A 21,569-nucleotide genomic window follows, 5' to 3' on the forward strand; every position below is an offset into this window, starting at 1 on the left:
CTGCAGTTGCAGGATTGAAAGAGTAACTTAAAAAAAGTCATCCGGTAAACCGGATGACTTTTTTTAAGTTAATACTTTTCTAAATTTTAGAAATTATCACTTTATCTATCCGCATTTCATCCATGTCAACAATTTCAAATTGAAATCCTTTCCAATGAACGCGTTCACCTATAACGGGGAAATTATTTAATCTGCTAAGTATCAATCCTGCTAAGGTGGTAAAACCGTCAGGAACCTCAAGATCTGCCAGTTGAAAATAATTAACAAACTCGTAATATGGACATTGCCCTTCGGCCAGCCACGAATGTTCATCTCTTTTGACAATATTTAACTCCTCATGCAGCTGTTGAAAAGCAGATCCCATTAAAGCATCCACAAAATCTGTTATTGAAAGGACACCCTCCACAGAACCGTATTCGTCCACCACAATAATCAAATGCGTGCGATGTTCTTTGAATTTTTCAAGAGCCCTGTAAGCCGCCATATTCTCCTGAATATAAACGGGTTTCTCAATTAATTCAGTTAAACTGAATGTTGAGGGCTCACTACTTTTCCGAAAAATTTTACTGACCGAAACCAGGCCCACCAGCTTATCGGGAGAATTGTCGCTAACCGGATAAACAGAATGGGGATCATTATCTATTTTCCTTCTTATTTCGACTAAATCATCATCGATATTTATCCAGGTCAGATCAGAGCGATGTGTCATAAGCTCTCCGGCTTTTCTATCACCCAAAGCAAACACCCTTTTTACAATTTCCTGCTCAATCTCTAAAATCTCACCCACAGTGGTGCTTTCAGCAATAATAGCCTTGATTTCTTCTTCCGTAATAATTCCATGGTGGTTTCCGCTGATTCCAAACATCTTCAGAAATAAATCATTGGTTGTTGATAATAACCAGATGAACGGCTTTGTAGCTTTCGATAAGAAATGCATCGGAATGGCCACAAGTGCAGAAATTTTTTCAGGGAACTTCAATCCGATTCTTTTCGGAAGCAACTCACCAAAGACAATAGAAAAATAAGTAATTATAATAACTACCAAAACAACCGCCAGAGTTTCTGAATAATTATTTAGAAACGGGACACTGTCTAATGCCCGTTGAAGATCATCCGTTAACTTATCTCCGCTATATACTCCAAGCAGTATTCCGATCAGGGTCATCCCTATTTGTACCGTTGACAGGAAAGTGTTGGGTTTAGCGGCCAGTTCAAGAGCCTTTCTGGCATTTTTATTGCCTTTTTTAGAAGCACTTTCTAATTTAAATTTTCTTGAAGAGATCAGTGCAATTTCGCTCATTGAAAAAACCCCGTTCAACAAAATCAAAAAAATGATAATAATAATCGCCATAGGGTTTGTTCAATATCTTTTAATCAGATCAGGTTTGCAAGAAAAAGATTGCCATTCAATCCATTTACAATAATTACCCAAAAAGATATTAAAAGTTTTATAATTAGGTATAGTAAAGCGCTGATCTGTATAAGAGTGTTTTTATCTAAGAGTTTATTAAATGCAATACTTCAGAAATTGGCTGATCGGAATCTATTAAAATCCCGGTAACGCCCGCTGCCTGTCCGGCGATTACATCCCGCTCACGGTCGCCGATAAAATACGATTTCTCTTTATCAACATTAAATCTCGCAATAGCTTTTTCCAGCATCATGGAGCCTGGTTTTCTGCACAGGCAAGCACCATTGTACAGGGGATGGTGTCTGCAGTAATATATTTCAGTAATATGAATACCGTTTTCTTTGTAGGTATTTATTAAATGCTGATGCATCTTGCTCAGAGTAGCTTCGCTATACCAGCCTTTTGCCACACCTCCCTGGTTGGTAATTACAATCAGTAGGTAACCTTTGTCCTGCAATTCTCTTAAAGCTGTGAAATTATGTTCAAGCACATGAAAATCTTCAAGTTTACATACATAATCACCCAATTCTTTATTTAAAACTCCGTCTCTGTCTAAAAAAACAGCTTTATTAGTTTGCATGGATCAAAACTACGATTGAAATTTGAATTATCAACGGTGAAATTCCTTTTAGTCTCTTATAAACGGATTAAACTCTCTCGAGGAAATACCGAAGGTGGCTGCCCTGGAAACGGTCTTTGTACCAAAGCGATTATTTAATTTATCTAAGGCTTCGTACAGCTTTTCGTTGCGCTCGTGGTTATCAAATAATCCCGGCTGATATGAACCTTCTGAAAGCTGACTTAGTCTTAGTCCGATGAGCCTCACTGGTCTCGAAGGATCGTAAGCCTGATAGAGTAAGTTCTTCAATTCAGGGATAAGGAGAATATCAGAATGAGTTGCAGGAACAGTAATTTGCTGGCTAAAGGTTTCGAAATTTGAGTATCTTATCTTTACCGCAAGGCAGGAAGCAAGCTTGTTTTCCATACGCAGCTTGAACGTAAGCTGTTCGAGCATCGATATCAATAATTGCTGCAAAACAGAAAGGTCTGACACATCGGCCGGGAAGGTATTTTCACTTGAAATGGATTTACGCTGATGATATGGGCTTACCGGAGAATTGTCGATACCGTTAGCTTTATTCCACATCACCATGCCCATTTTTCCAAAATGCCGCTCAATGTTTTGTACATTTTGAACCTGCAGATCCGAAATTTTGTGAATGCCGATACTGTAGAGCAGCTCGCAGGCCTTCTCTCCTACCATAGGAATTTTCGAAACCGATAAGGGAGCGAGGAATTCCTTCTCTTTACCATGTTCCACATAAATTTGTCCGTTAGGCTTGGCTTGCCCTGTGGCGATCTTGGAAACAGTCTTATTCGCCGAAAGTCCGAAGGAAATAGGCAAGCCGGTTTCTTTGATTACCGACTGGCGCAATTCTGATGCGAGTTGGTAACAGCCAAAAAACTTGTCCATTCCCGTAAGGTCGATGTAAAACTCGTCAATCGAAGTTTTCTCAAAAAGAGGCACACGTTCGTTTATAATCTGGGTAACCATTGCAGATGCTTTGCTATAAGACGAATAATTGCCGCCAATTACAATGGCATGAGGACAAAGCTGCAGGGCCTTTTTCATGGGCATTGCAGAATGCACACCAAACTTTCTGGCTTCGTAACTACATGATGCGACCACACCTCTTTGAGAGCTTCCGCCTATAAGTACAGGTTTGCCCTCCAGTGATTTATCTTTCAATCGTTCTACAGAAACAAAGAAAGAATCCAAATCAATATGTACTATATGCCGCTTCTCCTTCATCTTAACAAAAATAGGAAATCCCTGCTAAGAAAATTAGCTAAATTCATATAAAATGAGCACCAGACTTTTTATATTTAAGCCCCGGAATTATGCGAGATGAGATCTGTAATATTTCGCCTCAACATAAGATCCAAAAGCGGGTTAGAATTAGGAAAAGCATCAACTAAGCAGCAAAACTGAGAAATGAGTTTATATCTGACAGCGATTATTCCGCCGCAAGATTTGGCGGAAGAGATAGATGAAATCAGGAAAGAACTTTCTGATCAGTACAAAGTTTATGCAGCATTGAAACCACCTGTTCATATCACTTTATACAAACCCTTATCAATTAAAGAAGATATTGAAGAACGATTGATTAAACTTTTAAAGCCAGTATGTTTCGAGCATGAACCGTTTAAAATTGATCTGTTAAATTTTGACTCGTTTAATATTCAGACACTATATATTGCTGCAGTAAAGAATCCATTGTTAAGCGCCCTGCAAAAAGATTTATCCGCGGTTTATACAAAAAACAAAATTGATTCCAAAGAAATAAAGAGTCATTCAGCTTTCCATCCGCATATCACCATTGCCTACCGGGATATTCCGCCTGGAGTTTTTCCGGTGATCTGGAATGAATATAAAAATAAAAAGTTTAAGCGATCATTTTTGGCTGATCACTTCAGTTTATTGAAACACGATGGTAAACGATGGCAGCTATTTAAAGAGTTTCCATTTCAAAAAGTTCAAAATCCAGGTTTATTTTAATAAAAACTGGACTATCGGATCGCTGTAAAAATTATTTTAATCCTGACAACTAATACCTTAGCTTATATTTTAAGAAATAACTCAATAAAACTTGCGGGCAATAGGTTATAGCTGTATATTTGCACCACTTTAAAGGAAACGATTAAACGTTCGATTTAAAAGATTCCGTAGCTCAGCTGGTAGAGCATTACACTTTTAATGTAGTGGTCCTGGGTTCGAATCCCAGCGGGATCACAAAGAAGGCCCAAAACACCTTCAAAACGTATCTTCTAAGTACAAGCCTCTTTGAAAAAAGAGGCTTTTTTCGTTTAAAGCCACTTTTCTCAAAAATTTCAATACAAGCAAGTTCAAGTGGATTCAACCAAATCGGTTACCTATTCGGTTACCTATTGGTTCTTCCGAAATTAGGTAACCGAATTCAACCAGGTTTAAATGAATTTATACGCTTAAAGAACTGATTTCCAAAACTTAAAATTTTGAAATCATGAAAATCAACGAAGAATTGTCAGTGCTGTTTTGGTTGTTTAAAGCCAAGAAAACGAAAGATGGATTTGCCCCCCTCTATGTAAGAATTACTATTAAGGGAATCCGTGAAGAGTTCTCCTCTGGAAAAAAGATTCTGTTAGAGGACTGGGATGAAAAAGCAGGAAAAGCAAAAATCTCTTGTTCCGATGCGAAATCAATAAACGCTTACATTCGAAAAACTCAGGTTGAACTTGAAAAGCATTTCGAGAGACTAAAAAGCAATCTGGTTGAGGTAACACCTAAAATGGTCAAGGAAGCTTACCTGCCTCCTCCGGTAGTTAAAAAGACTTTGCTACAAGCTTGCCAGTTCCATAATGAAAAATTTGCAGAAAAAGTAAGCAAAGGCAAGGGCTCGCCGGTGGTTCTTAAGCGGTACGAAAGGCTTCAACAGTATACAGGTCAATTCATAAAATCGAATTTCAAAAAAAATGACATGAGCATTGAGGAAGTTGAATACTCATTTGCCGTCCAGTTTTATCATTTTTTAATTATGAAAGACATCGGGGATAATTCGTCGATGAAATATGTGAAAACATTAAAGCAGGTGATCAAGAAAGTTGTAGATCATGGTTGGATTAAACAAAATGCCATTGGCGGCTTTAAGTGCCCCTATAAAGACCCTGATCGCGATTACCTAGAGATGCATGAATTAATATCAATGTATAATAAGGAGATCAGGGTTCAGCGACTGGCTGAAGTTCGTGACGTATACATCTTTTGCTGCTTCACGGGATATGCCTTTGAGACAGTTTACAACCTTAATCAGGATGATATTTATATGGGGTTAGATGGAAGAACATGGATTAGCAGGGACCGCTCTAAAACAGACAATGAAGAAGCAGTACCATTGCTTCCTATACCGTTAGCCATTCTCGAAAAGTATAAAGACCACTCCTACTGCATCAGTACAAAAAGATTACTCCCTGTAAATAGCAACCAGCGCTATAATGGATATTTAAAAGAAGTTGCCACCGTATGCGGGATAGATAAAGAGTTAACCACTCACACGGCCCGTCACACTTTCGCGACTACGGTGACTCTTGAGAACGATGTCCCTATTGAGACAGTAAGCAAAATGCTCGGTCACAAAAGCATCCGCACTACCCAAATCTATGCGAAGATTACAAAGCGCAAAACTAGTAATAACATGCAGGCTCTACAGGAGAAGTTATTTACAAGCGATGGACTATTAAAAACCGGCTCATGAAAAACAACAATGAACAACTCCTTAATTCAGTAAGTCTACTAATTAAGGAGGCCAGAAACCTGGTTGTAAGAAACGTCAACACCACAATGGTCTATACTTACTTCCATATTGGGAGAATGATTGTGGAAGAGGAACAACACGGTAAAGACAGAGCTGCGTATTCAGAATCGGTCTTAAAAGAACTGAGCGGCCATCTAACTAAGGAATATGGAAAAGGTTTCTCACATCGAAATCTGGAATACTTTCGGAAATTCTATCTGTCATATACAAATCGAATTTCGCAATCAGTGATTGCGAAATTTCAAACTGATAACCAACAAGTTATAAATACGCAATCACTGAATGCGTTTTCTGAGAAGTTTAAATTGAGCTGGACGCATTATATCCAGCTCATAAAAATCGGGAACGATGAAGAAAGGGATTTTTATGAAATTGAGAGTGCCTCGAATAATTGGTCTGTGAGGGAGCTTCAAAGGCAATTTAACTCATCATTGTATGAGCGCCTGGCATTAAGTAAAGATAAACAGGAGCTAAAACACCTTTCTTCAAAAGGACAGGTTATCGAAAAGCCATTCGATACATTAAAAACGCCCTACGTGCTTGAATTTCTGAATCTGGAAGAAAGCTCGAGTTATACCGAGAACGATCTCGAAACAGCCATCATAGATAAGCTTGAACATTTTATGATGGAACTTGGCAAAGGATTCCTTTTCGAAGGAAGACAGAAACGCATCACCTTAGATGGTGATCATTTTTATGTTGATCTGGTATTTTATAATCGTCTGCTTAGATGCTTTGTCTTAATTGATTTGAAGATTGGCAAGCTTGCGCATCAGGATATTGGGCAAATGCAGATGTATGTGAATTATTATGATCGGAAGGTCAAGCTGCCTGATGAAAAGAATACAATTGGAATAGTTTTATGTAAACAAGAAAATAAGGCTGTGGTTGAGTTTACATTACCGTTAGGCAATGACCAGATATTTGCTAAAGAATATAAGCTTTATCTTCCGAGCAAAGAAGATTTGAAAAGGCAACTGGAGTAAGTCGCAATCTTTCCGTGCCATTTTACTCCTAAACTAATTTAACTTTATTGTCAAATATTGTTTAAGCATTTGCAATGATAGGTTTTATACGAATGCATTAACTGGCAGTCATCGCAACCACAATCATCGCCGGATGAACGCAGTGGCAACCTCTCGCGCACATCCATCTGGAAACTTCTCATATAGCATCTTTATTTCACACTCATTAGGGACGGGGTCTCTCCAACTCATCTGCTTTCTTCTTAATCTAAATCTAATTTGTTTTGGCTCCTAATGCAAGAAATATTTCAGGCAAAACAGAATTAAGTTTTATGTAACTCTCAATAACTTAATCATGTGTTTCTTCATGCCGGGAAGGAGGTTAAAATCTTTCTCGACTATCTTCATTAAAGCAGCTCGTACTTGTTCGACTTGAGGGTGCTCTTCCATTTTTCCGATCACAAACGATATAAGACTATTAGATTCAGGATTTATATCTTCGTTTAATAAAACGTACCTACTAAATTTCGATATTGCTTGGGCACAAAAATCAGGCGACATAATGATGAGTCCCCTGGTTGCTTGCTGAAGCGTTTTAATATTGGTAAAGTCTGATTCATATGATAGCTCCCAAAGAATTTTACCTGAGATTGGTATATAGCCATAATTCGACCTAATCAAGATTTTAACAAATTCTATAAAATTGGCCTCTGGTAACCTTTTTAACAACAATAGATAGACAATGCATTGATATGATGAGAAGGATTGCACATTATGTTCTCCAAATGCAACTTGCTTTAAACGTTCATCATCCGACAGCATTAAAGCGTTGTGTTCTTTGGCAACAATAAGCGTATCATAAAACGATCTACCCAGTATATCTTTTATCCTTTGTAGTTCTTTAGTTAATTTATAAGCTTTACTCGGGGAATGGATAATCGTGTTCTTCTTGCACCAATTTATAATAATATCGATAACTCTAACATAGGCGTCCACATCATTCTGGGTAAAATTAGATTTTTTAAGTTCACCATCTAGAACAATACTAGTAACTGGTCCTCGTTCCTTAAGAAACTCTTTATAGGAAACAAGTTCCTCGACCGTAGACTTGGCTACTATATACTTAATATCTAAGCTATCTAGCACCTGAAAGCCTTGAAAAAGGTAAAAATTAGTAAGCAACGAAATTATATCGATAACCACTGGTCTACCTTCCGAAATTACTGAGTTTAACTCTTTCGTTTCATCCTTTATATAGCTTTTAATAATGGTTTTTTCTGAACCAATCATTTCAAGCCAAGTCTCAATAATGTTAGTACGTGAAAATGAAGACAACATCCCTATAGTAGCACTATCGCTTTCGTACAGTCTATAGAGCTCTTCTTTCTGATGCTTAACTTTAGTGAGATGATCTTTGATAAATTCTAGAAGGCCACCTTTGCCATCATTGCTCGGTGCTACAGAACCAAATATCATACTTGATTCTCCCATGAACCTAGTCTCAAGAAGCTTTAGACTCTCACGGAAGGCATATACGTTTTTGTTGATTATCGAAGTAACGGTCAACACATTTCCAGGCCCTATCGAGTTTTGCATTTCTATAGTATCATTGACCTGCTTCCCTATAAATTGAGCGGCGAGCTTATCAGATGACCTTAGGATATTGGTTCCTGAAACTCGTTCATCATCTGTAATAAAGAAAAGGCTTTCGACGTTGGTACGATCTTGTAAGTATATTCCTGTATCGACCTTTACTGTTCTTGGAAACATGATCTCCTTTGGCTCTTCAGATTTTTGAAGTACACAGCTTAAATATTGCTCATGCGACTTTGCATAATTATAATAATCAAGCCTTGCATGATAAGCAATTTCTAGACCTTCGGAAACCTTATCGTATTTAAGAAGTATGCTTGCAATACCAAGTCGTTGCTCCATGCTAAACTTGGACAAGTCCGAAATATCAACTAACAATTCGCATGCTTCTACTGAATGGCTGTTTTTTTCAAGAAAGTTGGCACCAATAAATCTAAAATGGTCTAGTGAATCTTCCTTGCCTATTTTTAAGTATTCGAATAAAAGCAACTTTGCCTCGTCAACCGTTCGAGTTCTACATTGCAGCGAAATAACACTTCATTAAATAGTGCGTCATCATTTACAGATTTCTTTCCTTCCCTCGCCAATTCCTCCGCTCTAGTATAATCTTCTAAATAGAAATATTGAAGAACCAATTTCTTAAAAGGACCATTAACTATTCCCTTGGTTACTACTTGCTCAAAGCAGATTGCAGCTTTTGAATGTTCTTGTATACTAGCGAATTCGCAACCCAACAAGTATAAAATAATTGACGGTTGGTCAAGTTGGTGAGTTATCTCAAATGCCTGATCTAAAAATTTTTTGGCCTCTTCTTGATTTTCCGAGCGACTATAATATATTCCTAAAGAAACATATCCTTCGGGTCGGCTAGGATATTCATTAATCAATTGCTTTGAGTATAAGAGAGCTTGTTCAAAATCCTCACAATCGAAATATGTAAGTACTATTAAATCTAAAACTAGAAACCGATCCTCCCCTTTTGTACTTTCAAGAACTCGGGTTAATTCCTTGATAGCATTTTGAGGTTCTCTAATCAAACTGAAAAATCTTGCCTTGCATGTTGCTAACTCTACTTTGTCTGTGCTAGCAATCTTTATATATCTTTCAGCGTCAAAAAGTACCTTAGCTTTGTCGTACTGTATCGTATCGAAATAATAAAATAGCAGATTCTTAAAACAAATAAATTGATGGGAGAGTGTCCAAGCCCCAAATAATGCTATTTCAGCATCCTTATCCCGTCCTATTGCTTTAAAGCAAATACCCGCATTCATTAAAAAGTGGTATGCTCCAGTTGCTTTCTCTGTTCCGGCGGTATTATGCCACGATTTCATTAAGTCGGTCGCTAGACGCTCAATCAAGGTGAATTCGTCTGTTGAAAAGCTTTTAAATAGCATCTTTTCAGCGGTCACGACATGAACAAGTTTTTTCTCTGCAATCAGGCCAAGAAGGTAAACCTTTTCTTTATCGGTATTAATAATTTCATACGCATCGTCTAAGAAAGCAAATCCCTTTTCAATGTGACCTCTATCAATAAAAACTTCACCTAGGTTAACAAGAATTTCTGGGACCTTGAGTAAAGTTGTTGGAATTTCATTAACAATATCCTCTGGCAAGGTATTTTGCCCCCGCGCTTGAATAAATGCTATCCATAAATTGATATCCTCTGCTGCATGTATTCGTGTGGAAGCGAAGAGCTTTTCAAATTCCTCAACCTCTCCGAGAATTGAATAAGCCAAACATAAATAAGATAATCTTTCTCTCGATTCGAATGAGACTGTCTTTAATTCTAATAAATAATTAGCTGCATCGTACTTCCTTCCAAAGTCAAATAAGATAGTCGCTATGTTAGCGAGAACTTTGTATTTAAGTTCATTGGTTATTTTATCCCAATTTTCTTCCTTAAACTTTAATAGTGAAGTGAGTGCGGTTTCATATTTCCCTTCTTTTTTAAACTTCTTAATGAACTCTAGCTGCTCACTGTGAATTTTGTTATCGTTGGTAGTTACGGCAAAAGTTGATGAGCTTACAATAGCCATCAGCTGGTTAATCTTCTCATTGGAATCTTTGTTGATCTCGTTTCCTTCTTTTATTAGATCTTGGGATTCTATTGTGATAAGGTGAATCTTATCTAGCTTATCATAGATAGTTTCTAGAATTTTCTCTTCATGCTGAAGCGGTAAACTATAATGCGAGTTCTGAAACGTAGTTTCATGGTCGCTTTTTATTTTTTTTAATGTTTCGACCGGATATTTAGCCACATCATCAGTTTTAATATGATGCGCATAACATAAAAGCATTAAGTTCTCAAAAGATCTTCGGTCCTCATCAGATTGATCCGGATTATACCTTTCACCACCCTTTTCCGCTGCTTGGATATGACACACTTGCCCAATAAAGTCTCCGTCTTCATCAATTAAGACATGCTTACAATCTGGAAAGGCACATTCATTTCCCGAAACCGCAAATAATCTTCTTATAATATTCTGAAATGGTGACTTTCTCATTAGTAAACTTCAATCGTAAAAATAGTACTCTTTCAAGTTTCATTTGTAATTGCGGACGTTTATTGTCGAGAGAAGTATTCCAAGTGGAATTTTCTATGGATGCTCAAATTGCCCCATTGTAACGAACGGTTAAGTCCATAAAATCATCCGAGAAAGACGTCTTAATCGATCTCAGATTCTTGCTTTTCCATCAAAGGATAATACTTATATGAATTTCCGGTTACAGCTGAATAACTTGTATATCGACCTCTATAATTTATAATATTGAATATAAGCTCATAGTAAATTGTGATATTATGTCTTACTAATCCTACTGCCTTAGATAACTCATCATTGAGATCATCGCCATGTGCATATAAGTTTCGAAGCTTCTTCCAGCTTGTCACACTTCCAGACCCTATAGTCTGTTGATCTTCTAAATTCCTTAGCATTTTAGCTGGAACATAATTTTGGGTATTGCTCAAGTCAGCAATTAGCGTTTTTATCCGGGCTATTACACCGGAATCGCTTAATTTCGGGACTAACTGACTGATTTGATTGATATCCATTAACATTTGCTGACTAATAACTTCCGTTGGCTTAGGGTAATACGTTCTTAAAATCTTTTCGATAACGATTCCGAGAATGAGACCATGTCGATAATAATACCCCGATCCTGAATCTATAACTCGTTTATGCAGTTTTGGTAGTATACAATCAGGAAAAGAGTTTAAATGGTTGTAATAAGCTGTGACCAATTTGGAATTATATGTCGCCTCATCACCCATCGAGCCATTTTTTTGATAAGGGGCGGTTAATAAAGTCGCAGCTGGTTTCCTGACATCAGTATTAATCAAGGTACGAAATGAGTCATTTTTGTCGAAAAACACGACAAAATATTCGTCGTGCGACAAGCCCATTGCGAAGTCGAGAGAATCCACAATTCTTTTGATAATTTCATCGTTTAGCTCTGCTTCCTCTGAATGAATATCAAGATGCAGCATTTTGGTATCTTTATACAAGATCAGGCTAATCCCACCAATGTTAAATTTCCATGCATGCTTCCAATGCCCGCTTTCGTCAAGAAGAGTTGGTAATACGGCTTTTTGATAATCTTGATTGTTCGTATCAAAACTGTACTTGTTTTTAAAAACTACTGAAGCATGAAAAAATTCTTGAAGTGTGTCTTTATCCGATGTGACTATAAGCTTGGATTTCAAGGAACACGTGTAAATGATGCTGTTTGAGATTGAACCAGCATCTACATAATCACAACTGTACTCATTTCCATGATTATCTTGTGCCTTAAGTGAATAGCAATAATCAGCGATGGAACGGATTTCCCATTTGCCTGGGTCAGCTAACATCGACGATAAGAGGTTTTCAGCTTCGTCATCTCTCGATGGGGGATTCGAATTGATGATCTTTAATTTATAACCTTCTTCATCGATGAATAAATGGCCGGAACCCAAGATCTTTTTTGACTCACTAGTCAATGAAACTTGAGGAAAGTATACACTGAAAGCTTTGTCGTGTATTGAATCTAATAGATCAAACCAAGGGTTAGTAAAAAACATAAGAGCTGAGATGGATGCAAGTTATAAGAAGTGGTTGGGATTAAAATAAATGTTGAAAATATATATGAAAGTTAAAAGTATCCAAACCCTATCTTGTCAAATTAGTAAAAGAGACAGGCGATTTGTTCACCGTCATATTGGGTGAAGGTATCGACCTTAAAACTACGATTCAGAAAGCTGAAATTGTGTTTGGGTAAATCAGTAACTCTGCGGCTAACTTTAAATTTCTCACTTAAAACGCTTGGTTATATCTGGCTATACTTCCGAATAAAATCTGTTTTTCTTACTTTTTTTAAATATAAAAAGTCCTCTGTCAGCTGCTTTTTTCTTTTAAGCAAATAAAGAAAGAATCCTCCCACATCAAAAAATACCGGGCATTCTGTCTCCAGCCATACCTTATGTGGATTTTTCCAGATGAAGCTATCGTGCCAAGTGGACATGGTTATTTCGCGCAAATGCGGGTTACTCAAATTGCGAAAACTTTTCATCCTCTTCGGCCAGAAGCGTTCCATATTTGCGTAGTATTTTGGAACGACGTCTCTAGTAATTTGGTAGCCATCCAACGCCGGGCATTGGGGATCTGGTATTCCAAATGAAGTATGAAACCCTTTGAATTTCTTCGCATTTAGCACCCAGATTAATTTCTCGTAGAAAACCTCTCTTTTTTCGACTTCAGGGATACTCAGGGGCGAATTTTGAAATTCAATAGTGACACCATTTGATGTATGAATGTCTGCTCGATGAAATTCGGTTTTACTATCATTGTACAATACAACTTCCCTAAAATCCTCTGGAAAGCAATCCTTCCAATCACGATGCCATGGAGTTTCGCTTTCCCACCAAAGGTCGCATTCAATTTTGCTTCTATGAGCCCAGTGATGAACAGTTATTTGCCCACACTTGGAAATCATTTCACCCCCGCAGCCTGAACAGATACCAATTGTACCCTTCATAGGTAACCTTCGAACGCCATTTACATATGCAAATTCCATTAGCGAAAAGATTTTTCTAATAATACGGGAAATCATTGTTAATTGAAATGGCTAATTATTTCCAATAATTTTTTCAACAAAATAAAAACACCAATATTTTTAGCATTGGTTTTGTCACCCCGCTTTGGAACAGAATTATGTTTGCCACCAAAAAAGATATCATCTCTCAGTTGCAAAAGAACATTTTGCAATGGCAAGGTATAAACGTCCCTCAGGCAAGCACCACCCGTTTTAACTGTTCCGAGTGGAATCATCTTCAAATCTCTTGAATCCCCTTATAAAATGCCGCAATCTGCCTAGTAGGGCTCGAACCATTGACCCACTATAATTTTCTGGAAAATTGCTTTTAGGTATTTTGAGTGTTTGAAAGGCAAACTCCAGCGGCTCCTGATCCTGTTGTAGTTATCGTAAAATACCGAAAATCAATTGATAATAGAGTTAGATATATAGTCCATGTTGGCACTCAAAAAGACTTATAATAATGCAAACCGGAAATGAGTGATGTTAACTTTCCTTTTCCGTCAAAGCCTCGGCTTTTTTTAACAGTATCCCTATGATAATTTCCATAGAAGCATTTGGATGCTCTTTGATAACCTCAAATAACAATCCACGCAGGCGGAAAATCATTCCGGGAAAAGACCTTTGAATTTTGATTAACGAACGGTTGTTCCCAGTACTAGTATGGACATTGAAATTACGGATCGCGTAGGCTTCAGTTAGAATCCCATGATAATATAGCCTTGCCCTTTCGTAATAAGCGCCATCGATTACCCGGTCATGTTCTTTTAGTAATTCCTGCACAAAAGGGTATTGCAACTTTCGCAAAGGCGCAGGTACCTTTTTTCTGATCATCTGATTACGAATAAGGGGCATCCGCTTATAATCCACACCGAGACGCTGATATCCGCCGTTCAATAAATCAAAAGCATGTATCAACGTTTTAAATATTCGGCTGTCCGAGGTCGTCTTTTCATTGATGAGTAAAATCCGGGAAACAATATTTTTTACCTGTTTTTCCCCATCGTAATTAAGCGGAATTAATGATTCAAGATATTGCCAGTATTCGCTCATTATACCGGATTTTAGCGCTCGTATAAGCTGTGGCTCGATTGAAAATATATGTTGGGTTGCGGGGCTTATTTTACATTTAGCAAGCGCTTTAAAAACATTATTATTTTGTAAGATATCTAGCTGATAACCCTGAAACTTTGTAGGGCCTGTTCTAAAAGCGGAAGTGCCGCCATGGAACTTCCATCCGTGAGTTGCAGTAACGAAACTATCAGTATGATCAACCTCGAGGTTGCGTTCCAACAATGCTGACACATAATCTAATTGCTCACGAACGACTGCCCGCATTTTATACTTAATATTAAAATAGGAAAACCATTCTAACTTCGTCGCTATGTAAAAGCAGTCTTCTTTTTTGAAAAACTCTTTAAAATCGATTTTGCTCTCTGGAATTGAATTCTTTACCTTTTGAATTTTAGACGCATCACAGCCTAAGAAAAACGCCCCATTGTATTGAAACTCAAAATCCTCAGGTAAACTAACACTGCCAAATACGCGCATGATGATAATTCCTTTATTGGGATTTTCCTGCATGACACTTTTAAAACCTCTGATCTGATTTTCAAGCGATCTTTTGTTTAGATAAGACTTACGCTCGCTTTTCTTTACCTCTGCGGGGAATGGGAACTGCCTTTCCTCATAGTCTTTCATATCACGGTCTTTGATATCTCGGTTATAAAAAATGCGGTTGATAACTTCATTCAAATCGTTAAAAGACTTGCCGCTGAAATAACCTTCTGAAACCATTAATTTAGCCAATAAATTAAGCTTTTCAATATGCTCATGCTCTTCGAGAGGTTGTACACACAGGAAAATTGACACAAGCCATTTAATTAAATTCTCCGGCATGTGAAACCGTAGTTCTTCTAATAGTTTCTCCAGCGCTTTGACAAAACTGGCCTGGTTTAGAAGCTGCTTCTTTTTTTCCTTGTCGTTACCTGTTGCCTTGTAAGCTTTAATTACCTTATAAACATTTTTATATGCCGGATAGTCGGACCACATATCTTCATCATCACTGAAATATTCATGAGCGAAGTAATTGTCAAAATAAACAATGCGGTACTCGGGATCTCTTGTGAGTTGAAAATGGACTTTTTCGATCAGGGATAGTTGGTTTTCCAATTCCATGTGCCATTCCGTGCCGCCATAAGCTATGTGATGATTAAACCTGTCAATAAAATAATTGACCTTCGCTTCAACATCGGAGTTCTCATTTGTGATTCGGTGTATTCCTGGCATAATTGTTTTCAAACCGAAGATACGTATAATCCCAAACGTTGGAAGGAAGGCGGTAAAAGACAACTGAATAATGTATAAAACCAAGTCAAATTGCCTCAAATGAATTGCCTACTTTTGTTAATGCAAGACTACAGTGCGGGTGTGCAAATATTCCCGAAAACCTTTTTCATCAATTAAATGCTTTCGGAAGAAAAGGACTTAAAAGACGTAATTTCCTAGATCTAGGAGATGAGCCAGAAGCCTTTATATCAAGACGAGCACGGTGATTGACGAATGGATCGACAGCTAATATTGAATTCTTTTGCTATCTCCATATGGGTATATCCATTAAAACAGAAGTAATGATTAGTTCAAAATGTTGAAAATGAATTCTTCGATGATGACTAAATAAAGATTCCAGAAGGGCTATATAAGCCCTTCATCTGCAAAAGAGAAATAACTATCTGCAGTTAAAATAATATGGTCAAGAACTGCTATATCCAGCAATTCACCACCATTTTTAATCTTCCTTGTTAAATTCAAATCAGCTTGACTTGGCTTCAAATTACCGGAAGGATGGTTATGGCTTAGGATTATTGAACTTGCACAAGCTTTTAATGCAATTGAAAAAATCACCTTTGGATCTGCAACAGTCCCTGCAAATCCTCCGGTCGACACTTCAGATATCCCAAGCACTTTATTAGCTCTGTTTAATAATACGATTTTGAATTGCTCCTGTAATTCTAGTTTATTTTGATCCCAGTTATGGTATAATATGGAATGTAAATCTTTAGAACATGAGATCTGTGGTCTTTCACATGCCTTGAACTTAGGTTTATAACTGATATTGATTTCTGATACCTGGAACAATGAAATCTGACTTTGAAGCTTTTCCATAATAGTTGATTTAAAGATTGTGAATTAATTATGGCGCTCTCAAAGCCACTATGCCGGACTAAGGGCAAGGTGGAGATTTTAAAAATGTGGTGGGTTCCCCCTGGGATACCCATTTTTCAAATACAACCTTGGCGACAGCGAACCCATGTTCGGGATATGGGGCTACCTTTGTGTCAATAATTGATGCTTAAATTTCGTTCAATAAAAAAAGGAGCCCGATTTTGAGCTCCTTTTAAATATCTGCAATTCGATTCTTATTCAGCTTTATTTTTAATTTCAGTTACCTCTTTTCTCATGTCTGAAGCAAGTGTCTTGATATCTTGTAAACCTTTGCGAACTCGTGTTCCTGCAGCGCTTACGCCTTTGTTATAAAATTTGTCAGCATCTTCTTCTATAGATGCAAGTAGTTCTTTTAATTGATTATAATTTTTCATGTCATGGATTTAGGCTGCCAATATATTGATTTCTATCATTTGATTTGCTTTTCTGTTAAATTCTTGGAAAATCTCCTGTATACCAGCCCCGTATTTTTTTCATTTTTAAAAACTTAGATGATAAAAAATACGGGGCTACCGGCAAGTTCTACACAAAAAGGGTGCGGTCTTCCTTTTAATTGACAATCCTTGACTCTTTAAAATCTGGCATTGTTCTCCTTTGGCTTTTGGTAGAAGCTAAAAAAAGCGCGGTGGGCTGGCCAGGCAAAGCTTTGAGGCTAAAAAATACAACCCGCAACGAAGTAAGGTGTGGAGATTTTTTTGTCCAAACCCGAAGGGCTCGGCCTTACCTGCTGAAGAGGTTTAACTTTGCGGATCAAAAGCCAAAATGGGGCACTTTGATTGTTCCAAACAAAATATACCCATTGCAGAAGAAACAAAATCTTTGTTAGTAATTTCAGCGTATCAAATGCGTAATTTCGCAAACTTAAGGGTATAACAGAGCCCATGTACTTTTAGACCTGTCAAATGAAACCCGTAGTCTTTTTAGGCAAACCACTATCACCAAAAATAGTACAGAATCTTTATTTAAAATATTAAAGCTGTTTGACCAGATTCAAGACAAACGCTACTGAATTCAGTTATTGATGATAATCTATTGAAAACGCGCTTCATCTTCGTTAAAAAATGAGACGAAAATGAAAAAATCAGCTACAACCTTTTTCCTAACCCTAATTACCAGCTGCTGCATGGCACAGAAGATTGACACCTCGGCACTAAACATTCTCCAAAAGTCATGGGACAAGTTCGCCGCGATGGAAACCATCCCTTACCGTATGCGCTTTGTTGATACAATGATGAGAGAAAATCAACTAAACATTCAGTGGAGTAACATACGCGGGACGGTAAAAAAGAATGCCTATTGGTACTTCAAAATCAATGATAAATTGGAATGGCTAATTCGCGGAGATACTTTATATAAAAAACGTACCGATGCAAGTGGAGTGACCTTTACCACGCAATGGAACAGACACGAAATAGCTAGCAGAAACATTAATAATATTTTGGGAAACGTGCGTCCGGCTTTAAACAATAGGATTGCCTCACTCAACTTCGTCCGGGACACCTCAGATGGGGATTTCTATGTTATTGACGAGGTTTATAAAAGATTTGATGAAGGAACTGAAATACAAAACTTACTTCATTATGAAAGATACTTTATCGACAGAAAAAGCCTTTTCGCCTCACGAAGAATAAAGTATGGAAAAAGCCTATTAAAAGGTGAGGAGCAGACGGATATTTATGATTTTTCTGCTTCGCTTGATAGCAGTCCGATATCTTTTAATCCTGCGGTCTTTTTTTTTGCTTCGGCTGAATCGGAAGAAAATCTTCTCGCCAGTCTGAGGATAGGAACAATAGCTCCGCCTTTTAAAGCAACCGATGTGAGAACAGGAAAATCCGTTAGCCTCGAGGCGCTTAACGGGAAGATTGTGCTGCTGGATTTCTGGTATCTTGCATGCATGCCCTGCCGAATACTCATGCCCAAACTTCAGAAACTACAGGAAAAATTCGGAAAAGAAAATGTTGTTGTTGTTGGCATCAATGTAAGAGATAACGGTCCTAGGTCGATTACCAAATTTTTAGAGGAGAAGAAAATTCGTTATTCGCAATACTACCAGCCTGGGCAATTGTTGGCATGGGACTATAAACTAAAGGCTTTTCCAACTACATTAGTGCTCGGCAGAGACGGCAAAGTTAAACTGGCAGAGATTGGAGCGGATGAAGGTACAGAGCAGAAACTAGAATTGGCGATAAGAAGAGAATTGGACTTGAAGCCAGTGATTTCTAACACTGCTAGCGCAAAAAAGACACCGTGAGGGCCGGCTGTAAACAGAAAGAAATGAAACACATATTTATACCGATAGTATTCATCCTGATTGCCGGGCAGCATGGATATAGTCAGCAGGAAAGCGCTTCTGCAGCCTTTACACACGTTGATGTCAAGAAAAAAAATGGTGGCAAGATATGTGATACTTGCCAGGCAAATTTTGTACATAGTGCCGAAGCTGAATTCAGCTACGTGATTACAGGAGCGGGACGTACTCCGGAACGCTTCTCGCGTTCACGACGTAGTTTTAAATCTAGCAGAGAAATAATACGGCCAGCATCTCTGTTCTACATCTCCCAAAGAAATATCGGGATAAGCTTTCTGCCGAATTTCATACAGGCGAAAGGAAAAAGAAAGCAGCTTTATCGAAATTTTGGTGGCGAGGACTATACGAATCTGGAATTTCAGGCCGAACAGAACAGCAGGGTTATCAGGCAGTGGACGCCACTTTATACCCTCGGAGAAGACCAGGACTATGCAATACTGGGAACTAAGGATATCTCGAACGGAATAGTTTCAATGCCCTGGAAGCAAACATTTCATGCGGGAAACTTTAACCTTAATATCGGGGATACGTTGAATATTACTGTCCGTAACATCCTGTCAAAGAAGATAATACAAACCATAATTATCTTCCGCGCAATAGACAAGGCGAACAATTTTATGTATTACCAGCTACCATTAACGTCCGATCGGTTCAGCGTTAATCTTCAGAATATCCTCAATGTAAGCTCTGGTATACCGGCAGTTTACCGGGGGGATTCATCCACTATATTCGAAAAAGATTACGGTTCGATAGGCCTTTTGAGATTTGGTGATTTAAATAGAAATGATGTTATTCAATATTCATCATCTGAAAACAATTATGCCACCTGGGATCCGATAAAGCCCGAAGGCCCGGGAGGAGCTTTTATAGTTTTGAGCAATGATATGGAGGCTGGCAAAGATCAAGAAATTAATCTCAGGTACATGAGCCAGCCAGAAACGGTGCACACAATAACCATTAGAGTTAAACCGCGACCTTTTCGAATTCCCTGGGCCAGAATAGCACTTATCAGTATCTTACTTCTGACTATCGGAGGAATTTGGTTTTATATACGCGATAAAAGGAACAAGAGGAAACTGGCCATGCTCAGAAGTAAAAACGAGAATATAGAAATCCGCCTTTCACTATTGAGCGGCCAGCTTAACCCACATTTTCTATTCAATTCATTAAACGCAATACAGGGCACAATTAATAGCAGCAACCCTGGGCGTGCCAATACTTATATCGGTAATGTCGCAAGTTTTATGCGCGATGTAATGGATAATGGCAAGAAGGAATTTATATCTCTGAAAGAAGAACTTAAACTTGAAGTAGATTACTTAAAGCTTGAACAAGAAAGAATGGATTTCTTCTATTTCATAACTGTCGCACCAAGTCTTGACCCATCACAAATTGATTTTCCTCCCCTCTTGCTGCAACCCGTGCTTGAGAACAGTATTCGGCATGCCTTTAGCACAGTCCTTCCTGTTCCTGCGATAACTGTCAATATTTCAAGGAGCGACACCACACTCTGCGTTGAGGTTTCCGACAACGGTATTGCTGACTGGAATACAGCTGGATTAAAGGAAGGACATGGCTTATCGCTCATAAGAAAACGTATTTCTGTTTACAATGAGAAACTCGAAGCTATGTCTATTCAAATGCAGATAAAGTATCAGGATGGAGAAGGCACAATCACTACCTTTACTTTTCAAAACTGGCTGGCATGAACAACCTTAGCTGCTATATTGTAGACGATGAAGTGACTGCCGTTGACGCGCTCACTTTTCTAATCAAACGCTATTGCCCTTTTTTAACCATCGCAGGAAGTGCTAATTCTATAGAGTACGGATATGTGTTCCTTTCCGAATATTCTGTCGACATCTTATTTCTCGATATTCGAATGAAGCAGGAGACGGGCTTCGATCTGTTGAAGTTGCTTAAAGCGAATTCCGCTCACATCATCTTTGTTACCGCACATGATGAATACGGCATACAGGCCATCAAATTCTCAGCAACCGATTATTTGCTCAAGCCGGTAGTACCGGAGGAGCTGATTGCTGCCGTACATAAGGTAAGCCAGAAAAAAAAAGCCGGACATCCTGAGCAGGTTGATATGCTGATCCAGTCGTACCAGCAGCAACACCTCAACACACAGAGGAGAATTGCCTTAGCAGACCAGAACGAAATCAGGTATGTACTGATAGAAAACATCGTATGCTGCGCTGCCGACAATAGCTATACCAGCTTTTATATTCGCGGGGATAGTAATCCGATTGTAGTTTCCAAATCCATTTCCGAATACGAGCCAATTCTGTCTATATATGGTTTTATCCGTATTCACCAGTCGTGGCTTATAAACAAGAACCACATTGAGTCTTTTAAAAAGGCTGACGGTGGTTACCTGATCATGGATAACAAGATGAGCGTTCCTGTAAGCAGACAAAGAAAATACCTCCTAAAGGAACTGTGACTTTGTTTGCCCCTTTCTAAAGTTCTGGTAATTAAAAGAAAGTTAAAAGCGTTGAAGAATGCCACAATCCCACTGACCCTTCAAGACTTTTTACAGGAAAAATAAAAAGGTCGAAAGCTTTACCGATAGAAACCAGACCGCTTGAAAACTTTTACCTGGCACTAACCGGCCTCAACGAACAACGTAAACGTAC

17 protein-coding genes and 1 tRNA gene are annotated in these 21,569 nt (G+C 38.2%); 7 read left to right on the forward strand and 11 right to left on the reverse strand.

The genetic code is table 11. From position 1 onward, the window contains the following. Positions 1-79: 79 nt before the first annotated feature. From WG906_RS03035 to dinB, 3 genes are all read right to left on the reverse strand, one after another. Complete coding sequence (locus tag WG906_RS03035; RefSeq protein WP_339991044.1) at positions 80-1,351, reverse strand: hemolysin family protein; 1,272 nt, start codon at positions 1,349-1,351, stop codon at positions 80-82. Between the two features lie 145 nt (positions 1,352-1,496). Continuing rightward, positions 1,497-1,991, reverse strand: a complete 495-nt coding sequence (locus tag WG906_RS03040) for a D-glycero-alpha-D-manno-heptose-1,7-bisphosphate 7-phosphatase (protein WP_339991045.1) — start codon at positions 1,989-1,991, stop codon at positions 1,497-1,499. Positions 1,992-2,039: 48 nt separating this feature from the next. Then, positions 2,040-3,224: a DNA polymerase IV gene (dinB, locus tag WG906_RS03045; RefSeq protein ID WP_339991046.1), complete on the reverse strand. Its 1,185-nt coding sequence runs from the start codon at positions 3,222-3,224 to the stop codon at positions 2,040-2,042. 183 nt (positions 3,225-3,407) lie between these two features. Here dinB and WG906_RS03050 point away from each other — a divergent pair, with 183 nt between their 5' ends. From WG906_RS03050 to WG906_RS03065, 4 genes are all read left to right on the forward strand, one after another. Further along, on the forward strand, positions 3,408-3,971 hold the full coding sequence (locus tag WG906_RS03050; RefSeq protein ID WP_339991047.1) for a 2'-5' RNA ligase family protein: 564 nt from the start codon (positions 3,408-3,410) through the stop codon (positions 3,969-3,971). A 161-nt stretch (positions 3,972-4,132) separates the two neighbouring features. After that, a tRNA-Lys gene (locus tag WG906_RS03055) sits at positions 4,133-4,205 on the forward strand. A 250-nt stretch (positions 4,206-4,455) separates the two neighbouring features. After that, positions 4,456-5,703: a site-specific integrase gene (locus WG906_RS03060; RefSeq protein ID WP_339991048.1), complete on the forward strand. Its 1,248-nt coding sequence runs from the start codon at positions 4,456-4,458 to the stop codon at positions 5,701-5,703. Next, on the forward strand, positions 5,700-6,749 hold the full coding sequence (locus WG906_RS03065; protein WP_339991049.1) for a PDDEXK nuclease domain-containing protein: 1,050 nt from the start codon (positions 5,700-5,702) through the stop codon (positions 6,747-6,749). Before WG906_RS03060 ends, WG906_RS03065 begins: the two co-directional genes overlap by 4 nt. A 309-nt stretch (positions 6,750-7,058) precedes the next feature. Here the strand turns inward: WG906_RS03065 and WG906_RS03070 are convergent, their stop codons facing one another. The 8 genes from WG906_RS03070 to WG906_RS03105 all read right to left on the reverse strand — a co-directional run bounded on the left by WG906_RS03070 (position 7,059) and on the right by WG906_RS03105 (position 16,990). Continuing rightward, positions 7,059-8,810 carry a PIN domain-containing protein gene (locus WG906_RS03070; protein ID WP_339991050.1) on the reverse strand — a complete coding sequence of 584 codons (1,752 nt, stop codon included), beginning with the start codon at positions 8,808-8,810 and terminating at the stop codon, positions 7,059-7,061. Continuing rightward, a complete protein-coding gene (locus WG906_RS03075) occupies positions 8,789-10,825 on the reverse strand; it encodes a tetratricopeptide repeat protein (RefSeq protein ID WP_339991051.1) in 2,037 nt (678 codons plus the stop codon). The genes WG906_RS03070 and WG906_RS03075 overlap by 22 nt, the downstream gene beginning before the upstream one ends. A gap of 161 nt (positions 10,826-10,986) precedes the next feature. Beyond that, entirely contained in the window at positions 10,987-12,300 is a 1,314-nt protein-coding gene (locus WG906_RS03080; protein ID WP_339991052.1) for a hypothetical protein, read from the reverse strand. Positions 12,301-12,626: 326 nt separating this feature from the next. After that, a complete protein-coding gene (locus tag WG906_RS03085) occupies positions 12,627-13,373 on the reverse strand; it encodes a competence protein CoiA (RefSeq protein WP_339991053.1) in 747 nt (248 codons plus the stop codon). A gap of 38 nt (positions 13,374-13,411) precedes the next feature. Continuing rightward, positions 13,412-13,627: a hypothetical protein gene (locus WG906_RS03090; RefSeq protein WP_339991054.1), complete on the reverse strand. Its 216-nt coding sequence runs from the start codon at positions 13,625-13,627 to the stop codon at positions 13,412-13,414. Positions 13,628-13,877: 250 nt separating this feature from the next. Next, complete coding sequence (locus WG906_RS03095; RefSeq protein ID WP_339991055.1) at positions 13,878-15,680, reverse strand: hypothetical protein; 1,803 nt, start codon at positions 15,678-15,680, stop codon at positions 13,878-13,880. Between the two features lie 405 nt (positions 15,681-16,085). After that, positions 16,086-16,556 (reverse strand): JAB domain-containing protein, encoded by a 471-nt coding sequence (locus tag WG906_RS03100; protein WP_339991056.1) that lies wholly within the window; start codon positions 16,554-16,556, stop codon positions 16,086-16,088. A 254-nt stretch (positions 16,557-16,810) separates the two neighbouring features. Continuing rightward, entirely contained in the window at positions 16,811-16,990 is a 180-nt protein-coding gene (locus tag WG906_RS03105) for a histone H1 (RefSeq protein ID WP_339991057.1), read from the reverse strand. A gap of 749 nt (positions 16,991-17,739) precedes the next feature. Between WG906_RS03105 and WG906_RS03110 the strand changes: the two genes are divergently transcribed. From WG906_RS03110 to WG906_RS03120, 3 genes are read left to right on the forward strand one after another with little or no spacing between them, the layout of a single operon-like run. Then, on the forward strand, positions 17,740-18,867 hold the full coding sequence (locus tag WG906_RS03110; RefSeq protein WP_339991058.1) for a TlpA family protein disulfide reductase: 1,128 nt from the start codon (positions 17,740-17,742) through the stop codon (positions 18,865-18,867). A 23-nt stretch (positions 18,868-18,890) separates the two neighbouring features. Further along, positions 18,891-20,633: a sensor histidine kinase gene (locus tag WG906_RS03115; RefSeq protein WP_339991059.1), complete on the forward strand. Its 1,743-nt coding sequence runs from the start codon at positions 18,891-18,893 to the stop codon at positions 20,631-20,633. Beyond that, positions 20,630-21,376, forward strand: coding sequence for a LytR/AlgR family response regulator transcription factor (locus tag WG906_RS03120; protein WP_339991060.1), 747 nt, complete (start codon positions 20,630-20,632; stop codon positions 21,374-21,376). The genes WG906_RS03115 and WG906_RS03120 overlap by 4 nt, the downstream gene beginning before the upstream one ends. Positions 21,377-21,569: the final 193 nt, after the last annotated feature.

Origin of the sequence: Pedobacter superstes (assembly GCF_037622515.1) — a bacterium.
In the GTDB taxonomy this organism is placed as follows: domain Bacteria; phylum Bacteroidota; class Bacteroidia; order Sphingobacteriales; family Sphingobacteriaceae; genus Paradesertivirga; species Paradesertivirga superstes.